A 22451-nucleotide genomic window follows, 5' to 3' on the forward strand; every position below is an offset into this window, starting at 1 on the left:
GGAGGGAGGTCTGGCGCAACGCGTTTGTTTTCGAACAGTTCTAAATTCCAGAAATTGCAAAAAGGCCCCCTCTAATCGGGGGCGGGGTAAAAAAACAGCAAGATGACAACCGGCAAGAGAAAAGAAGAACCAGCTTCCCCGACAAAGCCCGACAGGCTTGGTCAGCTGAAACTACTTGTCGCGTTCGATGCGTTGTTGCGGGAAGGAAGCGTCAGCCGCGCAGCGGCAGGCATGGGACTGCCGACATCATCGATGAGTCGGATATTACAGCAGCTGCGCGAGAAATACGGCGACCAGCTGTTCTTACGCACCGGCCAGGGTTTGCGACCCACCCCTTTTGCCGAGACCATGCGGCTGCGCATTCGTTCGCTGGCGGCGGAGGCGGAAAACCTGATCGATTATTCACAGGAAAAAGCGGCAGCTCCCGCCGCCGCAAATGTTAGCGGCTGGGAGCGGCCGGTGCTGATGAAGGCGCCGCCTCTTTCGCTGCGCCCCAGCGTTCTTCTGGAAGGTCAGCCGACACCGGAAAATATAGCGGACCGCCTTGCCCGCATCGGCCACAATGCCGATCCGCAGCACAGGCTCGCCAAATATATAGCGACCTCGGCGATGGGCATCGGCAACAGCCGCCCGCTCAGCCAGCAAGAGGCGATGGACGCGCTTTCGATCATTCTCGAAGGCGATGCAGATCCCATACAGATAGGAGCGCTGCTTGCGACCATGCAATATCGCGGTGTGACCGCGGCAGAGCTTGCCGGTTTTATCGAAGCCATGTGGGGCCATATAAAAAGAGACCAGCAAGCGCCCGCATCGGTCGATCTCGACTGGCCGGCCTATATGTCGCCCAAACATCGCGATGCACCCTGGTTCCTGCATTCCGCGCGTCTCGTTTCCATGGCGGGATATAGCGTCTTGTTACACGGCCATGTGGGCCAGGGAGAAAATGGCGGTAAGCTCGAACTCGCCGCTGAAGCCTGCGGGATACCGCTCTGCCATTCACTTTCGCAGGCGGCCAAGGCCACTGCCTCGCAAGGGATCGCCTATCTGCCGATCGGTGGACTATCGTTACAGTTTCAGAGCCTGCTTGGCCTGCACGGCATTCTGGAAATGCGCCTGCCGCTCAATACGGTCGTGCATCTTCTCAATCCGCTTCGCGCCAGAAGCACCATTATCGGCGTCGCCCGCCCCTCCTATCAGGAGCTTCATCGCGATACGGCGCGGCTGCTTTCCGTCGAGAGCCTTGCCATTCTCGGCAATACGCGGGATTTCGCACAATTTACTCCCTTCCGCAGCACCCGGATCTTCGGTCTTTCCAAGGGCGAAGATGTCGAGTTTGTCATTCCCGCCCGCGAAACGCCACCGGCCGAAATGCCGACCATGTTCACCACCTTCGAATATTGGCGCGCCGTCTGGACGGGGGCGGCCAGAGACGAGAGAGCGGAAACCATCATCGTCTCCACCGCTGCCATTGCCCTGATGCTGGTCAATGATATGGTTCTGCCTTTCGAAGAGGCCTATGCCCGCAGCCTGAGGCTATGGCACGACAGGGCACGCAATTTCGCCACTGCCTAGGCGTTGGCGACTGATTTTTTCAGCGCCAGATATTCCCACAGCGCCACCAGCAGCAAAATCCCCGTGCTTGCCAGTTGCAGCGCAAAAAGCGGCACGCCCGGCACCGGCAGAAGCAGGCAGAACGCCGCTACTCCGGCAAAATGCGAGATCGGCCGCTGATAGGTGGCAGCAATCTTGACGCCGATATTACCGGCTAGAAACAGGATCGGGCCACCAAGAATGGCGAGTGACTCCCTCATCGTCGTCCCTTCATGGGCATGGGACAGGCTGAAATCCTCTCCAACTGCCGTAAGGATGATGCCGGCCACGATAGGCAAATGTCCGTAGTTGAAAAGATTCTGGGCAATCTTCGCTTTCTCGTCGGCATGCTCGGCCTTTCTGGAGGCCTCTTCCTGCCCGTGATGGAAATAGATCCACCACATTGTGACGGTGCTGACGAAGGCCGAACAAAAGACGATGAATGTGAGGCCAGAATTCATATATTCCGTGGCCGTGCGGCCGGTGGTTAGGATCGTTTCCCCGAGACAGATGATGACGAAAAGCGCACAGCGCTCCGCAAGGTGCTCGCCGGAAAGATGCAGCTTATCCGCATCGCTTGCTTTCAATCCCGGGACGACATAACGACAAGCCGGTCCGGCATATTCTATCGCGAGTGCTATACCCCACAGGAGGATTCGATCCGTCAAATCGACAAGCCCACCAGCCAGCCAGAACAGGCTCGATATGACTAGCCAGATCGTCACGCGCACAAAAACCAGAAAAGACTGCCTGTCCTCTCCCTTGAAGGCATAAAGTGCAAACAGGCTCCGTCCCACCTGCATGGCACTGTAGATCAGGGCAAACACGAAACCCTGTTCCGCAAAAGCCTCCGGCAGCGCGATGGCCAAAAGAACCCCGCCGAACATCAGGACGAAAAGCAGAATCCGGACAGGCTCCTTTTCGGTATTCAGCAGGTTGGTGATCCAGGTGGTGTGTATCCACAACCACCAAAGTGACAATATCAGTATGCCCGCCTCAAGCGCAGCTGTCGGTCCGAAGTCCTTTGCTAGCGCATGGGAAAGCTGAATGAGCGCGAAAACGAAAACCAGATCGAAGAACAGTTCAGGAAAGGTCGCCTTTTCTGCTTCGTGCCCGTCCTGTTTGATCCAGGTTTGCGCATCCGGTTTCTGCCCGGACGTTTCGCTTTCGGTTCCCATTCTGCCCCTGTTCGTCAATATGAATTATTGCGATCGCGTTAGCGTTGCGCTTCAGCCGAAGAATTAACATTCGAGTCCCGGCCGGGAAACTGCAGCGCCCGCGCATTGTCGGGATAAAAACGCGGTCCTACCAGACGCACTGTCTTGCCGGAGACATCGGTAATATAATTCGATGCGGTCGCCCCAGGCGAGAATTCGGCGCTACGGGTCTTGGTCGGTTCCAATATGCTGACCTCTAGAGGCTGAGCAAATATCGGGTGGCTCGTCGCGGAGATGACAATTGTCGCGATAAAGAGGGACTTGGAGAACATCGGCACATCCTGTCACAATTGACTGCGCCATAAACAGCCTTCGCCCGGTTTGGTTCCAGCCGTCTTTCAGCTGTCCTCGTCCAGATATGTGCGATATTGCACATAGTCCGAACTTGGTTGCCCGTCGATAATTTCCGGCGGCCGCCCCTCACCTCCGGTCAAATAACCGGCTTCTTCAAGTCCCGCCTTCAAGAGCTTTTCGATGGCGGTATCTCGAGGCAATGCAATGTCCGCCATGTAAACAGCGACAGCCAGCTCCATATCGTCTGGAAAAACCATAGGCTCAAGGCCCCCTTCCAACATCGACACGGAAACGCACAATCTTAGGGAAGGTTCAGTTCCAACATCGTGCCATATCGAGATATCTGCATTACCCCGGTCTAGTCAGGCAAGAAACGCGTAAAAATCGCGCTTTTCCTGCCCATATCATCGCACTACCGCTAAAAGATACCCGGACTCAAGCGATTGAAACCAATCATGGAATAACTCAAACGAAAGTCAATCGAGGCTTAACTTTCATTACTTTGCATTAACCATAGGAACCCCTGCCAGCACAGTCTGTTCGTAAACACTGGCAGCCTCACAGCGAATCTTCGGAGTCTTGCAGAAACAGCGTCAATGTAGCTGCAGACTGGGAATTCGGCAAGCCGGCGCCATTTTCTGTCCGTCCTCAAGAACTCATACAGCCATGCTTCTCTCTATCCCGTCAGTTCGACCCCGCAGTTGCGCCAGAAGCATGGCCTGAAGATCAAACCCGCCCTCGTGGGCCTTACGGGTGAGATTGCGCAGATATCCGCCCAGCGAGCTGATCTGGTCCGCCTTTTGCAGCAGGCAGGCAAGAATCGCCGCTGTTCCCTGTCGACCGAAAGTGGTGAGGGCGTCCTGGTAGGCCGACTGGCTAACGTTGAACATGGTTTTGATGACTGATGTCGCCACTTCCAGATCACGCCATCCAGTCACTGCTCCTCCGGGTGCATAGAGAGAAATGTCCGGGCAAGCCTTCACAACCAAAACAATATCAGGAACAAAAAATTGCTTATGAAGAACAGGCTTTGGCTGTTGCGATGACGGCTTTGCACTGACGGGTACGGCGTATTCTGGCTGTACGACTGTCGTGTCGGCAGGTGTGACGATTACCGGTTCACGCAAATTTTGCGGTTTAGATATAGATTCGGATTCTGAATTCTTTATGAGGCGCTCATTTTGGCAGTCATTGCCGCCCGATTTCTCCGAATTTTCAATATTTTCCAGATAGTTGGTCACTTCTGCACGCAGGGAGACCAAAAATCCGGCGATTTCCTTGAGTTCGACAGGCTTTGAATTACGGCCGAGAGACCGGGCAATGGCATTGTAGCGCGCCTGGAATCCTTCTGACGTTACGACTTCACCGCTGGCGGCTATCATTTCGCAAAGCTTCTGGATATCGCGGCGGCACAGGCTGATGTTTTCACGAAGCCGCTGAAGGTCGAGCCGCTCGCGAACGATGCGTTCGGCGAGTTCCTCGATTTCCGATTTGCGGGCGAGAAGCGGTGCCAGCGAAAAACCATAGGCTTCGCTGATTTCCCCGCCCCTGTGCTTACGGGCGTAGCGTTTTCCGTTCGGACTATCCTTGCGGATGATGAGACCGGCCTCGACGAGAGCCGAGAGATGGCGGCGCAATGTCTGTTCTGCCATTCCATGTGCTCGCAATGACAATTGCGTATTCGACGGAAAGACGACCAAACCGGCTTCGCTGGAGAGTTCATTTTTCGGATAAAAACTCAGAAGGGCGTTCAAGACCGCGAGAGAACGATCGGTCACGCCGAGCAATGGTCTGGCTTCACAGACCGAACGGTAGAGTTTCCATTTATCGACCGCCTCGGTCTTTTTGTTTTTCTGCGCGGCAAACTGAGTTGCGAGAACGCCAAACGACATCGCTCGCCGCCCAAAGGGCGTCGTTACACATGTGCTGTCCATGTCTTTCACCTTTCACAAGGCAAAAGAAAATCGCTCACCGAAAAATTCGATGCCAAGACTCTTGACTATGATTCGCGGAAATGAGATTCTTTGGTTGCTTAGATCAAAGAAAGGCTTCCGTGCGGCAACGTTCGGGGGCTTTTTTCTTTTGTAATGCGTCTCCTGTTAGTCGTTGGTATTAACAATCACTGCTTGGACCGGTATTCGGCAAACAGCGCCTGAAGATGTTCCAGAACGAAATCGGCAAATTCCGGCGCCTCGTTCTTGTCGATGGATATATCCAGCTTGCGGTCGCTTTCGACCACCTTTGCCAGTCTGCTGCCAGTTTCCGAAGACCAGACACCGGCTTTCTTTGCCTGTGCCTTGGGTTTCAGAAAATCCAGAAGCGACTTGAAGCGTTCTTCGGACGGAAGAGCGGCAACTGAAGGTTCCCTGACATAAGCGCGCGCAGCTTCCTTGACCTGTGACGAGGAGAGTTGATCTGCGAGATCCATCCAGTTACGGCGACCGACGGTGGGTGCCGGACCAATAAGATCGACCAAATCCTCGGGAATGCGACCGACAACCGATAGCATGTTGGAAAGATCGCCCTTGTGCAGGGACATCGCCGCCATGATCGTATCACGCGGAAACCGCATCTGCAGTTTCTGGGCGAAGCGCGCCTTTTCGATATAGGTTAGGTCACGGCGCTCGTTGTTTTCCTGTCCCTGGGCGACAACCAGCTGTTCGTCGCTGAGATCGCGAACCACGGCCTTGACCGGAATACCCAGGTTGGAAACGGCGCGCAGACGGCGATGGCCAAATGCGACCTGATAACGTCCCGGAAATTCGGGATGAGGGCGCACCAGAATGGGAACCTGCTGGCCCTGCTCGCGAATAGCCTCCACCAGGCCTGCATCCGCCTCTTCTGAGGCTGGCATGCGGTCGGGTATGAAGGACGGATCGATATCAGCAGGATTGAGCGAAACGATCGTAAGGCCCTCTGCGAGCCGTTTTTCGATCTCTTCAGCACGCTTGGAGCGCTCCGACACTTCGTTCAGAGACTGGCCGATCATGCCGACTGGCGAGTTCAACACATCCGTCACCAGTTCGGGAGAACCGAGGATGGGTCTGACACGCGGACGGGACCGCTCGGGAGTGGTATCGTTGTCTGTGCCTGGCGTACCAAGATTGGCGAAAATCTGTTTTCTGCTCATGCTGCCCTACCCCACGCTTTTTTAATCAATCCCTCGATTTCAGCGTTCACGTTGTTCATGGCTTCCAGTGCGCGGTCATAGGTGGAGCGCGTGAACTGGGTTCTTTCCACCTCGAAAAGCGTCTGGTTGGTCAATCCGGCATCCGAAACGGCCGTGCTCTTCAGCATCGGGTGAATGAGGACGTTTTCACCGAAGATCGAGCGCAGGAAAGCCACCATCTGGTTCTGCGGCCCATCGCTCGGTTCGAAACGCGTGATGAGGTAACGCATCCAGTTATAATCGGAGCGTGCGCCGGCCCTGCCGATTTCAGCGAGAAGATCGCCAGTCATGGCAAGGAACTGGTTCATGGACATGACATCAAGCATTTGCGGATGAACGGTCACGAGAACCGATGTTGCTGCCGTCAGCGCCGAAAGCGTCAGGTAACCGAGTTGCGGTGGGCAATCGATGACCACGACGTCGTAGAAATTCTGGGCCTGGGCGATTGCCTGGCCGATGCGAGCGAAGAACAGCGTGTCGCCTGGTGCGCGACGCATCAGTGCGCGCGGGGTATCATGTTCGAACTCCATAAGCTCCAGATTGCCCGGAACGATATGAAGGTTGGGAATATAGGTGCCGCGAACGATCTCGGCGATCGGCCGGCGTTCGTCATCGTAGCGGATCGCGCCGTAGAGCGTTTCATTCGGGCCGACATCCATTTCGGGCTGGTGACCGAAGAGAGCGGAGAGACTGGCCTGCGGATCAAGATCGATAGCCAGAACCCGGTAACCGCGCAGTGCCAGATATTGCGCCAGATGCGCGGATGTCGTGGTCTTACCCGAACCGCCTTTGAAATTCATGACGGCGATGACCTGCAATTCCTCGCCGTCGCGACGGTGGGGCAGATAGCGACGCGTGCCGCGCGCGCCCTGATCGAGAAACTTTCTGATCTCGTCCATATCCTCTACCGAATAGGAACGACGACCGGATGCCTGCGCTGCATCGAGCTCCGGACGCTCAGCGGCGATCTGACGAAGATAGGCTTCACCGATGCCAATCAGCCGGGCGGTTTCCGCCGGCGAAAAATGGCGCATACTCTTTTCGGTATGCGGTGAAAACGTATTCGCATTATGCGCCTGCAATTGGGCTGACAATGCAGCCGAATGCTGTTGTATAAGGCTCGTGAGGTCGGGTGCCCCTGCAGCAAATCTTGAGTCGGCACTCTGTGTCATGGATCTACTTTCGCTCGATATTGCAGTTGCGGTTTTTTTCGAAAAAGACGGTTTTTTCCGCAACTGAGATATAAGCGCCGATTCTCTTTTTGGCGCAATAGGCTTTTTTCCCGGATGCAGAAGTACCGCTAAGGCATTGTGGAAGAATCAGTTTTGCTTTTTGTGACAGTTTTTCGGTTAGCCGCGGCTAACTTCATCTTCGTTCTGGCTGAGACGCGGTTTTTTGGCTTCCTTTAAAATTGACATGGAGCGATCAGAGCGAAAGTTTGCCGCGGCTAACTTTGACAATCCTGCGCACCAAATGTGCAAGGCGCGATCCCGCCGGTGGAAGTGAAGGGTAGACATTGGCAGGTGTTTAATCTCTACTCATCGACTAGAGTATCAACGGGTTCGGCGCCCACCGCCTGACCTTTCGTGCTGTTGCAGGTTGGAGGAATGAATGTCCTATGATGTCGCTATCGTCGGTTCGGGTTTCTCGGCTATCTGTACCGCCGCTCATCTCTTATCATCCCTGCCCGGGGACGCGTCGATCGCCATTGTCGGCGACGAGTCGGATTTCGGGCGCGGTACGGCCTATCGTACCGAGTTGCCCTATCACCGGCTCAATGTGCCGGCAGGGCGCATGAGCGTATTCCCCGACAGGCCGGATGACTTTCTCGATTGGCTGACGGAGAATGGGCTCGGCAATGATCCATTGGCTTTTGCCTCACGTGGCGATTACGGCCTCTATCTCAGGGACAGGCTCGCCAGCCTGCTGAGAAGCCGGGATCAGCGGGCGAGGGTGGACTTCATCCGTGCCAAGGCTTCAGCCTGTCGCCCGGATGGGAATGGCGGTTTCTCTTTTGCGCTGGAGAATAGTGAGAAGCTGCGCGCTAAAAATGTTGTCTTATGTCTTGGTGTCGGCGCAGCGAGTTTGCCGGTGCAAACTCTGACGAAAGATGACGACGCGCCGCATCGCATTATCGGGCATTGCTGGCAGTCCGGATGGCTGTCGAAAGTAAAGGCGGGGGACCGCATCTGTATTCTGGGTTCTGGCCTGACGATGATAGATCAGGTCCTGACGCTTCGAGGAAAGGGACATCGTGGCCCAATCCACGTATTGTCCCGCCGCGGACTTGTGCCGCATCCACATATCAGCCCGCCACTGTCGCCAGCTGATCCGCGCTTACCAGAAGGTTCGACCGAGATCAGCCGGTTAGTGCAGGCTCTGCGTAGGCAGGTGAAGGATGGTGCGCCGTGGCGTACTGTCATGGATGGTCTACGGCCGAAGACCCAGCTGCTTTGGCAGAGCCTGACATCTGAGCAGCGAAGCCGGTTTCTTCGCCATGCTTTGCCCTGGTGGAACATTCACCGGCACCGAATCGCGCCCGAAGTGCATAAGGCTTTTGAAAAGCTATTATCTGACGGCGTCCTAGAGATCCATGCCGGTTATCTTCGCTCTCTCGACGAGCAGGACGAGGGGATCGCCGTACTTTATCGCCGTCGGCATACGGAGACGCTTAGAGAGTTTCAGGTCGATTGGGTCGTTAATTGTACCGGAATGGAGAGGGCGGGGATCGGTCATTCACGGCTTCTGGAAACCATGCGGGACGATGGCGTGCTTTTGCTCGACGCCTTTGGTCTTGGGGTCGAGGTCGATGGCCAGTCGCGCTTGTCAAGCTCGGACGGGCAGGTCTGGCCTGGCCTGTTTGCCGCCGGGGCGCTGACGGCGGGCCGCTTTTGGGAGATAACCGCCGTGCCGGATATCCGCGTGCAGGCGCAAAAGATCGCGCAAGCTGTCACGGACAGAGTGGTATCGGACCGGCGGGTTTCGGCACACGGTTGATGTGAAGGAAAGAACACTCGCACAGTGCCAGGTCTTGAAGAGTTTGCGCTTGAGACTGTTCCTCTAACTTTTCAGATACTGAGGTTTGCCGCGGCTAACCTCTCTATTTCTCTCATCAGGCAGCCATCCGAATGTACCGGGCTTTCCTCATTACGCGATAGAGCTAAGGGTTAGTAAGAGCCTTCGCTCAGCCAATAGCCGCTTCCATAGATCGCGACAGACAATGGGTTTTGAGCCACATTATTCGGTTCGACAACGTGCGGCGATACGAATAGCTCACCGTGACGTCCATCCGTCCGCGAGTTGATGATTTACACAATTGCTAAATTATTTACATCACTTATGGAATATTGATGCAAAACGAGCTATTAAACCCTTAAAAATACGATTTCCATGAAAATTATTTGCGAGGCATCTATGGAAAAGCAGAAACTGGTACGATTCGAGACGGCTGACGCTCAGGCTGGCGGACAGCGCAGGCCTTTTGCGAAGGCCGTGCGGGCCGGTGATTTCGTCTATGTGTCTGGACAGGTGCCAACGGTCGATGGTGAAGTAGTAACTGGCGGCATTGTGGCTCAGACCGAGCAGGTTGTGGCCAATATCATGGATGTTCTGGCGCTTGCGGATTGTACACTTGCCGATGTCGTCAAGGTCAATGTCTGGCTGGATGATGCTCGGGATTTTTCGAGCTTCAACGCGGTCTTCCAGAAATATTTCATCGATCATCCACCGGCACGTTCAACCGTGCAGTCGCCTCTGATGGTCGATGCGAAGGTTGAAATGGATGTTATAGCCTATAAGCCACTGGTTTGATTGCCAATTTCCGATTCTGAGAGCGTTTGACGATGACCTACCCCTGGCCTGACGAAGGCACCCCACTCGATGCGATCTCGACGCCGATGCCCGTGATTGACGAGGACCGACTTGCCGCCAATATTGCGCGGGCGCAGTCCTATCTTGATAGACATGGCATGGCTTTTCGCCCCCATATCAAGACGCATAAGATACCAGCCATTGCGAAGCAGCAGCTTCAGGCGGGCGCCATCGGCATCAATTGTCAGAAGGTCAGCGAGGCGGAAGTTTTCGCGGATGCCGGTTTCGACGACATCCTCATTACCTACAATATCCTCGGCGTGGCGAAACTCTCGCGGCTGAGGGCATTGAATGCGCGTATAGGGCAACTGAGCGTCGTCGCCGACAGCGCCGTGACGATTGCCGGCCTTGCCGGCACATTCGATGCGGAAAGACCGCTTTCCGTTCTTGTCGAATGCGATACCGGCGGAAAACGCTGCGGTGTGCAGACCCCTGAAGCCGTGTTGCAGCTTGCAGAAAAGATCGTCGCGGCACCGGGCCTCAATTTCAAGGGCATTTTGACCTATCCGGCACCCGGTGGCGCTGAAAAGGTGGAGAACTTCATTCGGGAAACCATGGCGTTGCTTGCGGAAAAGGGCATCGACTGCCCGGTTCGCTCCAGTGGCGGCTCACCGGATTTTTTCTCTGCTCACCTCGTTCCCTCCGCAACCGAATATCGGGCGGGCACCTATGTATATAATGATCGTTCGATGCTGCGTGCCGGACATTGCACCGCTGGCGACCTGGCAATGCATGTTCTTGCCACCGTGGTGTCGCGACCGACAGCTGATCGCGCTGTGCTCGATTGTGGCTCCAAGGCTTTGACCTCCGATCTCCTTGGGTTCAGCGATTACGGGCTGATTGAAGGGTATGAAGGCGCGAAAATCATGTCGCTTTCGGAAGAACATGCGGTGGTCGATTTGTCGGGCTGCACATCGGGCCGGCCGGAAATCGGTGAGCTGGTCAAGGTCGTGCCGAACCACACCTGCGTCATCACTAATCTTTTCGACAGGATGGTTTTCCATCGAAACGGTATCGTGACGCGGGTGGAAGACGTGGCAGCACGCGGCACCGTCTGGTAACATTACCCGGCTAATTAAATTGCAAAAAAGATGCTGCCGAAATGCGGGCATCGGCAACGAGAATGACAGTCATGCGCATATTCACGGCATCGCTTGCCACCGAAACCAACACGTTTTCACCCGTCCCGACGGACATGGACGCCTTTCGCGCGGCTTTTTACGCTGGGCCCGGCGAACATCCGGAAACGCCGACACTGTGCTCCTCACCGGTACCAATTCTGCGCCGGCGCGGCAAAGCGGAAGGGTTTACGGTAATCGAGGGTACCTCCTGCTGGGCGGAACCGGCGGGGCTGATACAGCGCCAGACCTATGAAACGCTGCGCGATACGATTCTTGCCGAGCTTGCCGCCGCCCTGCCAGTCGATGCGGTAATTCTTGGTCTACATGGCGCCATGGTCGCGCAGGGTTATGACGATCCGGAAGGCGATTTCCTGTCACATGTCCGCACGCTTGTTGGTCCCGACGTACTGATCGCGGCGGAATTCGATCCCCACAGCCATTTGACCCCTTTAAGGGTCCAAAATCTCGATATCATGGCGACGTTTCTGGAATTCCCGCATACGGATTTTGAGGAACGTGGTGAGCACGTCGTTGAACTGGCACTTCACACCCTCCGCGGAGAAATCAGGCCGGTTATTTCCACTTTCGATTGCCGCATGATCACCATTTACCCCACCAGCCGCGAACCGATGCGTTCTTATGTTGACCGTTTGAAGGCTTTGGAGGGCAAGGACGGCGTGCTGTCTATTTCCATCATTCACGGTTTCATGGCAGGCGATGTACCAGATATGGGCACGCGTATCGTCGTCGTGACAGATAATGACAGGGCAAAAGGTGACGCACTGGCCGAAAAACTCGGCCATGAGCTTTATGCCATGCGCAAGTTGACTGCCATGCCGATGCTCGACACGGAATCGGGTCTCGACAAGGCTCTCGCCATTCGTAGTGAGCATCCGGATATGCCGGTCGTGGTGTCGGATATATGGGATAATCCCGGTGGCGGCGTTGCGGGTGATGCCACCCATATTCTGCGGCGCATGGTGGAGCGCGGCATGGACAATATTGGTGTGGCAACGATCTGGGATCCGATTGCTGTGTCTTTCTGTCACGCGGCAGGCGAGGGGGCGGAGATTGATCTGCGTATTGGCGGCAAATCCAGTCCCGAAGGTGGCGAGCCGCTCGATTTCCGGATCAGGGTCATGCGCACTGCAGAAGCAGGGTGGCAGAGTTTCCGAAACAGCCGCGTCACGCTCGGCCGCGCCGCCGTCGTTCGACCGGTCGGAACGGAAATCGATATCATTCTCATTACCAGCCGCACGCAAACTTATGAGCCGGATATCTTTTCCAATCTCGGCATCGATTTTGCCAGGAAAGACGTGCTGCTGGTGAAGTCCACCAACCACTTCCATGCGGGTTTTGCGCCGGTCGCTTCCGAGATCGTTTATATCGCCGCGCCCACTTCCTATCCGACCGATCCGGCCACAACCGCCTATCGCAAGGCAAGCCTCCAGCTATGGCCACGGGTGGCCGATCCGCTGGGGTTGGACTTAGGCTGCGGCGCTTCAGATATCTTTTAGCGTGATCAGAAAGAATATGCCTTCACCATGATCTGCATCGATGGTGAACGGCACGCTTTCCGTGATGAAAACGCTATCCAGCTTCTCCAGCCGGGTTGTGTCGTTGTTGACGGAGACCGTCAGAGGATCGAGCGCGAGGATCAGCCTTGTTCCCGTTGCCGCTTGCATCGAACAGCTGCCGGATAGTCTTTGCACGCTGTGGGCGAAGGATGAGCGGCGGGTCATGACGTTCAGGTCGACGATTGCGCCGTCCATCAGGGTCGCATCCACGGGAACATCGGCGGCAAAGGGCAGGGGGGTACTCTCCGTCGTCAGCGCCACCGGCTCATGACCCGAAATAGCGAGTGCAAGGCCGTTTCCCTCGATAATCGCAAGCGTGCGGTCTACGCCGGGGAAGCTGGAAAATGGTCCGTCCTGAGCAACGGTCGCCATGCTGACGCGCCAGTCGAATGCATCCACGGAAGCACCCGGCGGATGGATGGCGATTTCCACCGTAACGCCCCCGCCATTTTTCCACGGCATGGTTTTGTATTCGGAAGCGCGTAATATTCTCATGTGATGTCCAGAATCGGGTCGTTAAGGGGGCGGGGGCGAAAGTTTACGATCCGCGATCATTCTCGATGCGTCGCTCAATCGTTTTTTGGACTGCCTTTAAATCGGATGGCCGGCCGGCAACCTTTTCGATCGCGGCAATGGCAAGGTCACTGGCGACATAGTCAGATTTATGCCCGAGATTGTGCACGACGATCAAAGTGGAGCCGCGAATATCTCTGGCGAGATGACGGGAATGCACCTCTGGCGAGACGATCGTGTCCGTATCACCGGTTATGATGACGGTTGGTGCCGTGATGCGCCGATACTTCGAGGAAGCTCCGCGCGCCCATTCATTGAGAGCCGCGACCTCCTGCGCATTGTGCCGAAAGGCCCTGGGCCGCAGGGCCGCCACGGAATGCGTTGCTTCCACATAACCGGCGGGTCTGGAATTGGGTGCAAAAACACCGCGCGTTGCCTGATCCAATGCCAGGAGGCCGGCGGGCGGAGCAATGAAGGTGCTAAACAGCGGACCGGTAAAGGGCGCATTTGCCGCTGTGTAATACCAGGCGATGCCGCCCTCCCATGGATAGACAGCGGGAGAAAGGAATACGAGGCCCGCGACCATCTCCGGATGACGGACCGCAAGCGATGCCGCGATGGCGCCGCCAAAGGAATGTCCGACGATAATCGCTCTCGGGACGCCTCGCTTTTTCATAAGCTGGGCAATGGCGTCCGCCTGTCCATCCGGGAGAATATTTGCCTTGCCGCCGATATCCGAATTGCCGTGCCCTGGCCTGTCGACAAATAGCAGTTTTGCACGGCCTCTCAGCTTTTCGAGAAACGAAAACATCGGATCATAGAGACTGGCGCTTGCCCCGTGAATGAAGAGGATCGGCGGAAGCTCGGCGCTTTTTCTCGGCTCGACCAAGATGCTGTTCAGCTTGTAGCCGCCCACATCGATCCGCACGGGAACATTTTGCTGCTTTTCGGACGCCACGGCATTCGTAGCGGAAACCGGAAGAAGTGCCCCGAGCAGGAGGGTAAATGCAAGCGGAAGGAACCTGTACGCCATTCTTTGATCTACCATGTCCTTCATGCCTGCCTAACGGTTAGCGCGGCTTTCAAACGAGCATACAGTCGGTCGGTTAAAAACAGCAACGTAAGAAAGCCGCAGACAGACCAGAAGTTCCACCGGCCGCCGACAGCGGCGTCGAAACTGATGCGGCACCGCTATCGGCACTGTACGATGGGTGGATCGCGGCTCTCTTCCCCGATCAGATAAACGGCGCAGCCTGAAGACTGCGCCGAGTTTTTTCTTTAGTTACCGAGAATGCCGGGCAGTCGCAGGCCCTGCTCTTTTGCGCATTCCACGGCGATTTCGTAACCGGCATCGGCATGGCGCATGACGCCGGTTGCCGGGTCGTTCCACAGCACGCGCTCTATGCGGCGGGCCGCGTCATCGGTGCCGTCGCAGCAGATGACCATGCCGGAATGCTGGGAAAAGCCCATGCCGACACCGCCGCCGTGGTGCAGGGAAACCCATGTCGCGCCGGATGCGGTATTGAGCAGCGCGTTCAGCAGCGGCCAGTCGGATACGGCATCCGAACCGTCCTGCATGGCTTCGGTCTCGCGGTTCGGCGAGGCGACGGAGCCGCTGTCGAGGTGGTCGCGGCCGATGACGATCGGAGCGCTGAGCTCGCCGTTCTTGACCATTTCGTTGAAAGCAAGACCAAGACGATGGCGATCACCAAGGCCAACCCAGCAGATACGCGCCGGCAGGCCCTGGAAGGCGATGCGCTCGGCGGCCATATCAAGCCAATTGTGCAGGTGCTTGTTGTCGGGCAGCAGTTCCTTCACCTTGGCATCGGTCTTGCGGATGTCTTCCGGATCACCCGATAGTGCCGCCCAGCGGAACGGGCCGACGCCGCGGCAAAACAGCGGGCGGATATAGGCCGGAACGAAGCCCGGGAAGGCGAAAGCGTTTTCCAGCCCTTCTTCTTTTGCCACCTGGCGGATGTTGTTGCCGTAGTCGAAAGTCGGAATGCCCATGTCCTGGAAGGCAATCATCGCTTCGACATGTTCGCGCATCGAGGCACGGGCAGCTTTTTCGACGGCTTTCGGGTCGCTCTCGCGCTTATCCTTCCACTTGGCCATCGTCCAGCCCTTCGGCAAATAGCCGTTGATCGGGTCGTGCGCCGAGGTCTGGTCGGTTACCATGTCTGGACGGATGCCGCGGCGGACCATTTCCGGCAGGATTTCAGCGGTGTTGCCGAGCAGGCCGACGGACTTTGCCTCGCCGGCGGCGGTCCAGCGCTCAATCATCTCCATCGCCTCATCAAGAGTTTCGGCGCGGGCATCGACGTAGCGGGTGCGCAGACGGAAATCGATCGAATCGGGATTGCATTCAATGGCAAGGCAGCAGGCACCGGCCATCACGGCGGCAAGTGGCTGGGCGCCGCCCATGCCGCCAAGGCCGCCGGTCAGAACCCATTTGCCTGTGAGATCGCCATTATAGTGCTGGCGACCGGCCTCGACGAAGGTTTCGTAGGTGCCCTGCACGATGCCCTGGCTGCCGATATAGATCCACGAACCGGCGGTCATCTGGCCGTACATGGCAAGACCCTTTTTATCCAGCTCGTTGAAATGATCCCATGTCGCCCAGTGCGGCACGAGGTTGGAGTTGGCAATCAGCACGCGTGGCGCATCCTTGTGGGTGCGGAAGACGCCGACCGGTTTGCCGGACTGGACCATCAGCGTTTCGTCTTCGTTAAGGTCGCGCAGGGTCGCGACGATCTTGTCGAAATCCGCCCAGGTGCGGGCGGCACGGCCGATGCCACCATAAACCACAAGTTCATGCGGGTTCTCGGCCACTTCAGGATCGAGATTATTCATCAGCATGCGCAGCGGCGCTTCTGTCATCCACGATTTCGCGGTCAGCTCGGTTCCACGCGCAGCGCGGACGTCGCGAATATTGTGACGAGGATTGGTCATTTGGTTCCCCTTTTGGTGTGTGCGAGTGTCAGCGCAGTCGTTTCGATGCGCGTGAGAATGTCTTTCAGGTGGATACGAAGCTTGGTGGCCTTGGCGTCGTCATAGGCAAACGGCAGTGCCTCTGTCGTTAGATGGGTGGATTGCGCCAGTTCCATCTGGATGGCGTGCACGCCGGTTTCGGGCTTTCCGTAGTGGCGTGTCGTCCAGCCACCCTTGAAGCGACCGTTGAGAATGCTGGTGTAACCTTCTGCCGCAGCGGTCGCTTCGACCGCCATTGTCTCGATGGCTGGGTCGCAGGTCCTGCCCATATCCGTACCGATGTTGAAATCCGGCAGCTTGCCTTCGAACAGGAACGGGATATGCGAGCGGATCGAATGGCAATCATAGAGAATGGCGATGCCGTGAATGGCCTTAACCCGCTCGATTTCCGCGGCAAGGGCCGCGTGATAGGGTGCATGAAACGTTTCCAGCCGAGAGACGATGTCGTCCTGATTCGGTTCCTGCCCCTCATTCCAGATCGATTTGCCGTCGAAATCGGTTTCCGGAACAAGGCCTGTGGTGTTTTGTCCTGGATAGAGGCTAACGCCTTCAGGATCGCGGTTGGCATCGATCACATAACGATGAAAGGTGGCGCGAACCGTCGTCGCGTCGGGGAGCAGATCCGCGTAGAGATCATGAATATGCCAGTCGGTATCGGCAAGCATCTTGCCGTTGTCGTTCAAGCGTTGCCAAATCGCTGCGGGAACATCGGTGCCGGTATGGGGCAGGCCGAGAATGACGGGCGATGTGCCTTCTTTAATATCGAAGACGCGCATCTTACGCCTCCAGCTTCGGAAGAATGCCGTCGGAGATCACGGACACAAGAGCGCCGGTCGCAATAAGGTCGGATGCCGCCTTCAGATCCGGCGCCATATAACGGTCCTCTTCCAGTGAAGGGATCGCCTGACGCAGCACGGCGATTGCCTTTTGCAGCTCCGGGCTGGTTTTCAATGGCCCACGCAGCTCAACGCCCTGAACCGCCGAAAGCGCCTCGATGCCGAGGATGGCGAAAAGATTCTCCGTCATCGGTAGCAGGCGGCGCGCGCCGTGGCAGGCCATGGAGACATGGTCTTCCTGATTGGCTGAGGTTGGCGTCGAATCGACCGAAGCCGGATGAGCCATCTGCTTGTTCTCGCTCATCAGCGCAGCGGAGGTGACTTCGGCAATCATCAGGCCGGAATTCAGCCCCGGTTTTTTCGATAAAAATGCCGGAAGGCCATAGGATAGAGCCGGATCGACAAGCAGCGCCACGCGGCGTTGCGCGATCGCGCCGATTTCGCAGATGGCAAGCGCCGTCTGGTCGGCGGCAAATGCCACCGGTTCAGCGTGAAAGTTGCCCCCGGATACGACGGAATTGTCGGAAAGCACCAGCGGATTGTCCGTCACGGCATTGGCTTCGATTTCAAGCGTGCGGGCTACCTGTCGCAGAAGATCGAGGCAGGCGCCGTCCACTTGCGGCTGGCAACGGATGCAATAGGGATCCTGAACGCGCTCGTCGCCTTCGATATGGCTGACACGGATTTCGGATCCTTCCAGCAGGTTGCGCAGTGCAGCCCCCGCATCGATCTGGCCCTTGTGGCCGCGCAATGTGTGAATATCGGGATGGAAGGGAGCCGAAGAACCCATAGCGGCATCGGTGGAAAGCGCACCTGTTATCAGCGCTGCCTGTGCCGCGCGGTGAGCGCGGAAAAGACCGGCAAGCGCCAGCGCCGTCGAGGTTTGCGTGCCGTTGATCAGCGCCAACCCTTCCTTGGCGGCGAGCACGACCGGGGTCAGCCCGGCTCTAGTGAGAGCTTCGCCGGCGGGCAGAAGCGTACCTTCATAGAAAGCCTCGCCTTCGCCCATCATCACGGCGGCCATATGGGCAAGCGGTGCGAGATCGCCCGACGCTCCGACCGAACCCTTTTCCGGAATGGAAGGGATGACACCCTTTTCCAGCATGTCCTCAATCAGCCGCACCAGTTCCAGCCGCACGCCGGAGGCGCCGCGACCGAGCGAAATCAGCTTCAGCGCCATGATCAGGCGCACGACATTTTCCGGAAGCGCCGCACCGACGCCGCAGCAATGTGACAGGATGAGGTTACGCTGTAGCGTCGCCACATCGGCTGCGTCGATCTTGATCGAGGCGAGTTTGCCGAAACCGGTATTGATGCCATAGACCGGCGCATTGCCGGCGGCGATCTCGGCGATGCGGCCCGCTGCTTTTTTTATGCCGGCATCGAACGAACGGTCGAGTTTCGCTGTGCCGTTATCCCAGTAGATTGCGGCAAGTTCAGCAAGGGTCACATTGCCGGGGTGAAGCGTGATAGTCATGGAGAAACCTTCTGTCCCTTGAAAATGCGGGCGTGGAGCGGGTTGAAGCCGATGCGGTAGACAAGTTCAGCCGGGCGTTCGATATCCCAGATGGTGAAATCAGCGGATTTTCCTGCTTCAAGCGTGCCGGTTTCCGCAAGCAGGCCGAGCGCCTTTGCGGCATTGCGCGTGGTCGCCGTCAGGCATTCCTCCACCGTCATACGAAAAAGCGTGGCACCCATGTTCATGGTCAGCAACAGGGAAGTCAGTGGTGAGGTGCCAGGATTGCAATCGGTAGCCAGCGCGATGTCAGCGCCTGCATCGCGCAAGGCCTGAACCGGGGGCAGCTGTTTTTCCCGGAGCGCGTAAAAGGCCCCGGGCAGAAGCACGGCCACCGTTCCCGCTTTAGCCAGTGCTTCTGCACCGGCCTCATCAAGATATTCCAGATGATCGGCGGAAAGCGCACCGTAGGATGCGGCAAGCTCCGTACCGCCGAGGTTGGAAAGCTGTTCGGCATGCAGCTTGACGGGAAGACCGTACTGTTTTGCCGCCTCGAAAACCCGGGTCATTTCCTCAACGGAAAAGGCGATGCCTTCGCAAAAACCGTCAACCGCATCCGCCAGTCCCTCCGCATTGGCTTTTTCCAGCCCCGGCAGAACCACGTCCATAATGTAGTCGGCGTTACGGCCCTTATATTCGGCCGGTGTCGCATGCGCGGCCAGGTAGCTGGTGACGATTCTAACGGGCCGTAGTGTCTCAAGTTTGCGGGCGACGCGCAGCATTTTCAGTTCGGTTTCGATATCAAGACCGTAACCGGATTTTATTTCGAGGGTCGAGACACCCTCCGCCAGAAGCGTATCCAGACGGGGCAATGCCTGTGCCACCAAAGCCTCTTCCGAGAGGGCGCGCGTGTCGCGTACCGAAGAAACGATACCACCGCCCGCTTTGGCGATCTCCTCATAGGTCGCGCCATTGAGGCGCATTTCGAATTCCATGGCGCGGTTGCCGCCGAAGACCAGATGTGTGTGGCAGTCTATCAGGGCCGGGGTGATCCAGCGTCTCTCACAATCGGTTATCTCGTCGGCCGTTGCCAGGTCGGCGGGCAGATCGCTTTCAGCGCCGGCAAAGACGATGCGGTCGTTGCATATGGCAATGGCTGCATTTTCGATAGCGCCGATGCCTTCCATGGTAGGATCAAACGTCGCCAGCCGGGCATTGCGCCACAATGCGGTAGTGTCACCCGTCGCCATTCCCTTTGTATATTTGTTCCCTGGCATTTGCTTTTCGCCTTTCTTTTATGTCTCAAATGTATATACATAATAATCACGTTGGCAAGCCGCAATTTCGTATGCGACGTCGCCTTGTCAGAAGAGATCAAGAGGAGAGGGTGGCATGACGGTAATTCACGCGGGCGCAGCACTTCTGGCCGACGGGTGGGTGCAAAATGTTCGCATCCATTGCAGGGGCGGTGCTGTTTCATCCGTCGAAACCGGTGTTTCTCCGCAGCCGCAGGATGAACGGTATGCCGTTATCGTGCCAGCCATGCCCAATCTCCACAGCCATGCCTTTCAGCGGGCCATGGCAGGGCTTGCGGAAATTCGCGGGCCTGCCGATGACAGCTTCTGGAGCTGGCGCACGGTCATGTACAAATTCGCGCTGTCGATGACACCGGATCATGTCGAGGCGGTTGCTGCCCAGCTTTATATGGAAATGCTGGAAGCCGGTTTTGGACGGGTCGGTGAATTTCATTACCTGCATAACGATATGGATGGTTCGCATTACGGCAATATCGCCGAAATGGCCGAACGTATCGGTGCCGCCGCCTCGCAAACGGGTATAGGCCTGACTTTGCTGCCGGTATTTTATGCGCATTCCGGTTTCGGCGGTCAGCCGCCGATAGACGGTCAGAAACGTTTCATCCATTCGCTCGACAGTTACGAAAGGCTCATGCAGGGCGCCCAAGCCGTGGTGAATGGGCTTCCGGGTGCAACGCTCGGCATCGCGCCACACAGTCTCCGTGCCGTAACTGGTGAAGAACTGGCGGCGATCGAACCGCTGGCGAAAGGCGGCCCGATCCACATTCATGTGGCGGAGCAGGTCAAGGAAATCGAGGACTCGCTCGCCTTTTCAGGTGCGCGGCCGGTGGAGTGGCTTTTGCAGAATGCGCCGGTCGATGATCGCTGGTGCCTTATCCATGCGACGCATATAACAGAAGCCGAAACCCGCCGCATGGCAAAAAGCGGTGCCGTTGCCGGCCTTTGCCCCATCACCGAGGCCAATCTTGGCGACGGCATCTTCCCCGCTCCCGGTTTCATCGCGGAAGGCGGCCATTACGGTGTCGGTTCGGATTCCAACATTTTGATCTCCGTGCCGGAAGAATTGCGGATGCTCGAATATTCGCAGCGCCTGTCGCTTCGGGCGCGAAATGTCATCGCCGATGCCGGCCGCTCCACGGGCGAGAAACTGTTCCAGCAGGCGCTTCACGGCGGTGGCAGGGCGCTGGATTCAAAAAATCAGATAGAAGCGGGAAAAAGCGCTGATTTTGTCGCGCTTGATTGCTCGGCCATTCCCCATCTTCCGGCATCCCAGATTCTCGACCAGTGGATGTTCGCGAGTAGCGTCCATGTCGATACCGTCTGGGTGCGCGGTAAAAAACTGGTGCAAGCGGGCCGGCACGTCCATCGCCGCGAAATATCGGATCGCTTCAACAAGGTCATGGCCGAACTTGTCGATAGCTGATATGCGCTCGATAGGAACGACATCGAGCCGTTGGAAGGCATTGCGGACGTGACGAAAGCATCGGCCGGGCAAACCCTGCACCAGCGTATCCTCGGTGATATAGAAGGCCGGATCGTATCGGGCGAATGGCCGCCGGGTCACCGGTTGCCTTTCGAGGTTGATCTCGCCGCCCACTACGATTGCTCCCGCATGACCGTCAACAAGGTCATGGGCCAGCTTGTGAAGGCCGGCTTGATCGAGCGCCGCAAGAAATCCGGCAGTTTCGTTCGCCAGCCGCAGATTCAGTCCGCGGTTCTCGAAATCCACGATATCAGGGCGGAAGTCGAATCCCTTGGCCTGGAATATGGCTTCAAGGTCCTTAAGCGCACACAGCGTGTCGCAAAGCGTGAGGATCGGACAAGTCTCGATATTGCCATTGGTACATCGCTGCTCGATATCGTCTGCATTCATTTTGCGGGCACGCGGGAATTCTGCATCGAGCAGCGTCTCGTCAATCTGGCAACCGTTCCCGATGCCGCTGAAATCGACTTCACGGAGATTGCACCCGGACCCTGGCTTCTCGGCCATGTTCCCTGGAGCAATGCCGAACACCGCATCAGTGCCGAAACGCCCTCGAAAGATGTGGCACGCCTGTTGGGTATCTCCGACAGGCAGGCCTGCCTTGTCGTGGAGCGGCGCACATGGAGCAATTCGGGTGCCGTCACATATGTACGCTTCACCTATCCCGGCAATGCGCACGCTCTGGTCGCCCGTTTCAGCCCGTCTTCCGAATAAGACTGGGAAGGGCGCAATGCCTGCAATGCCCAAGAGAGCGCCCTCGTCGTGGTAGGAAAAGCCCTAGCTCCCGTCATGCAGTTCCGAAACGTTAAAATCTGTTAGTTTGTATGACTAATTTCAAACTCCCCTTTAAAATCAATGCTTTGAATGTTTTTTTTAGAATTTGTATTTTGGTGTGTTGACTTGTTTGAGGGTGATCTCTTATAAGTCCGCTCACTGAACGAGGGCGGCGGCGCTGCTGGCGACGAAGTCTTTCGTTCTAAAGAAATCATGTTGATGAGCTGACTGCTTGTTGTTTTCC

The 22451-nt window shown here is 56.9% G+C and carries 20 protein-coding genes; 7 read left to right on the forward strand and 13 right to left on the reverse strand.

Translation table 11 applies throughout. The features are described 5' to 3' along the window. The first annotated feature begins 102 nt into the window (after positions 1–102). Positions 103–1572: a glycosyl transferase family protein gene (locus tag ACQZ6D_RS12820; RefSeq protein WP_448729973.1), complete on the forward strand. Its 1470-nt coding sequence runs from the start codon at positions 103–105 to the stop codon at positions 1570–1572. Here the strand turns inward: ACQZ6D_RS12820 and ACQZ6D_RS12825 are convergent. The 6 genes from ACQZ6D_RS12825 to repA all read right to left on the reverse strand — a co-directional run bounded on the left by ACQZ6D_RS12825 (position 1569) and on the right by repA (position 7442). Then, the gene (locus ACQZ6D_RS12825) at positions 1569–2768 is read right to left on the reverse strand and encodes a low temperature requirement protein A (protein ID WP_448729974.1); all 1200 of its coding nucleotides are present in this window, start codon (positions 2766–2768) and stop codon (positions 1569–1571) included. The genes ACQZ6D_RS12820 and ACQZ6D_RS12825 overlap by 4 nt on opposite strands. Positions 2769–2806: 38 nt before the next feature. Next, positions 2807–3079: a hypothetical protein gene (locus ACQZ6D_RS12830; protein WP_003511627.1), complete on the reverse strand. Its 273-nt coding sequence runs from the start codon at positions 3077–3079 to the stop codon at positions 2807–2809. 66 nt (positions 3080–3145) lie between these two features. Next, entirely contained in the window at positions 3146–3358 is a 213-nt protein-coding gene (locus tag ACQZ6D_RS12835; protein ID WP_019565010.1) for a hypothetical protein, read from the reverse strand. Positions 3359–3757: 399 nt separating this feature from the next. After that, positions 3758–5035: a plasmid replication protein RepC gene (gene repC, locus ACQZ6D_RS12840; protein ID WP_080671298.1), complete on the reverse strand. Its 1278-nt coding sequence runs from the start codon at positions 5033–5035 to the stop codon at positions 3758–3760. 185 nt (positions 5036–5220) lie between these two features. Beyond that, positions 5221–6231: a plasmid partitioning protein RepB gene (gene repB, locus ACQZ6D_RS12845; RefSeq protein WP_003511631.1), complete on the reverse strand. Its 1011-nt coding sequence runs from the start codon at positions 6229–6231 to the stop codon at positions 5221–5223. Then, entirely contained in the window at positions 6228–7442 is a 1215-nt protein-coding gene (repA, locus tag ACQZ6D_RS12850; RefSeq protein ID WP_029658853.1) for a plasmid partitioning protein RepA, read from the reverse strand. The genes repB and repA overlap by 4 nt, the downstream gene beginning before the upstream one ends. A 439-nt stretch (positions 7443–7881) precedes the next feature. On the opposite strand from repA, the gene ACQZ6D_RS12855 reads away from it, so the two are divergent. From ACQZ6D_RS12855 to ACQZ6D_RS12870, 4 genes are all read left to right on the forward strand, one after another. Beyond that, positions 7882–9267, forward strand: a complete 1386-nt coding sequence (locus ACQZ6D_RS12855) for an FAD/NAD(P)-binding protein (protein WP_448729975.1) — start codon at positions 7882–7884, stop codon at positions 9265–9267. 417 nt (positions 9268–9684) lie between these two features. Further along, a complete protein-coding gene (locus tag ACQZ6D_RS12860) occupies positions 9685–10080 on the forward strand; it encodes a RidA family protein (RefSeq protein WP_003511636.1) in 396 nt (131 codons plus the stop codon). 32 nt (positions 10081–10112) lie between these two features. Next, a complete protein-coding gene (locus tag ACQZ6D_RS12865; RefSeq protein ID WP_149916139.1) occupies positions 10113–11201 on the forward strand; it encodes a D-TA family PLP-dependent enzyme in 1089 nt (362 codons plus the stop codon). Positions 11202–11272: 71 nt separating this feature from the next. Further along, positions 11273–12778 carry a M81 family metallopeptidase gene (locus tag ACQZ6D_RS12870; RefSeq protein ID WP_112391380.1) on the forward strand — a complete coding sequence of 502 codons (1506 nt, stop codon included), beginning with the start codon at positions 11273–11275 and terminating at the stop codon, positions 12776–12778. On the opposite strand, the gene ACQZ6D_RS12875 is transcribed toward ACQZ6D_RS12870, so the two are convergent. From ACQZ6D_RS12875 to hutI, 6 genes are all read right to left on the reverse strand, one after another. Then, positions 12764–13333 (reverse strand): HutD/Ves family protein, encoded by a 570-nt coding sequence (locus tag ACQZ6D_RS12875; RefSeq protein ID WP_448729976.1) that lies wholly within the window; start codon positions 13331–13333, stop codon positions 12764–12766. The genes ACQZ6D_RS12870 and ACQZ6D_RS12875 overlap by 15 nt on opposite strands. A gap of 43 nt (positions 13334–13376) precedes the next feature. Continuing rightward, the gene (locus ACQZ6D_RS12880; protein ID WP_112682381.1) at positions 13377–14384 is read right to left on the reverse strand and encodes an alpha/beta fold hydrolase; all 1008 of its coding nucleotides are present in this window, start codon (positions 14382–14384) and stop codon (positions 13377–13379) included. Positions 14385–14629: 245 nt separating this feature from the next. Then, complete coding sequence (gene hutU, locus ACQZ6D_RS12885) at positions 14630–16303, reverse strand: urocanate hydratase (RefSeq protein ID WP_121557323.1); 1674 nt, start codon at positions 16301–16303, stop codon at positions 14630–14632. Continuing rightward, positions 16300–17118 (reverse strand): N-formylglutamate deformylase, encoded by an 819-nt coding sequence (hutG, locus tag ACQZ6D_RS12890; RefSeq protein ID WP_065660392.1) that lies wholly within the window; start codon positions 17116–17118, stop codon positions 16300–16302. Before hutG ends, hutU begins: the two co-directional genes overlap by 4 nt. Before the next feature lies 1 nt (position 17119). Next, complete coding sequence (gene hutH, locus ACQZ6D_RS12895; protein WP_065660391.1) at positions 17120–18655, reverse strand: histidine ammonia-lyase; 1536 nt, start codon at positions 18653–18655, stop codon at positions 17120–17122. Continuing rightward, entirely contained in the window at positions 18652–19911 is a 1260-nt protein-coding gene (gene hutI, locus ACQZ6D_RS12900; protein ID WP_448729977.1) for an imidazolonepropionase, read from the reverse strand. Before hutI ends, hutH begins: the two co-directional genes overlap by 4 nt. A 115-nt stretch (positions 19912–20026) precedes the next feature. Between hutI and ACQZ6D_RS12905 the strand changes: the two genes are divergently transcribed. Together ACQZ6D_RS12905 and hutC are read left to right on the forward strand one after the other, a co-directional pair. Further along, positions 20027–21373 carry a formimidoylglutamate deiminase gene (locus tag ACQZ6D_RS12905; RefSeq protein ID WP_448729978.1) on the forward strand — a complete coding sequence of 449 codons (1347 nt, stop codon included), beginning with the start codon at positions 20027–20029 and terminating at the stop codon, positions 21371–21373. A 48-nt stretch (positions 21374–21421) separates the two neighbouring features. Further along, positions 21422–22147 (forward strand): histidine utilization repressor, encoded by a 726-nt coding sequence (gene hutC, locus ACQZ6D_RS12910; RefSeq protein ID WP_025595286.1) that lies wholly within the window; start codon positions 21422–21424, stop codon positions 22145–22147. 101 nt (positions 22148–22248) lie between these two features. Here hutC and ACQZ6D_RS12915 read toward each other — a convergent pair. Then, the coding region (locus ACQZ6D_RS12915) for a hypothetical protein (protein WP_212509344.1) at positions 22249–22451 on the reverse strand (203 nt) is incomplete at its 5' end.

It is taken from the genome of Agrobacterium sp. 22-3639C2, assembly GCF_053522105.1.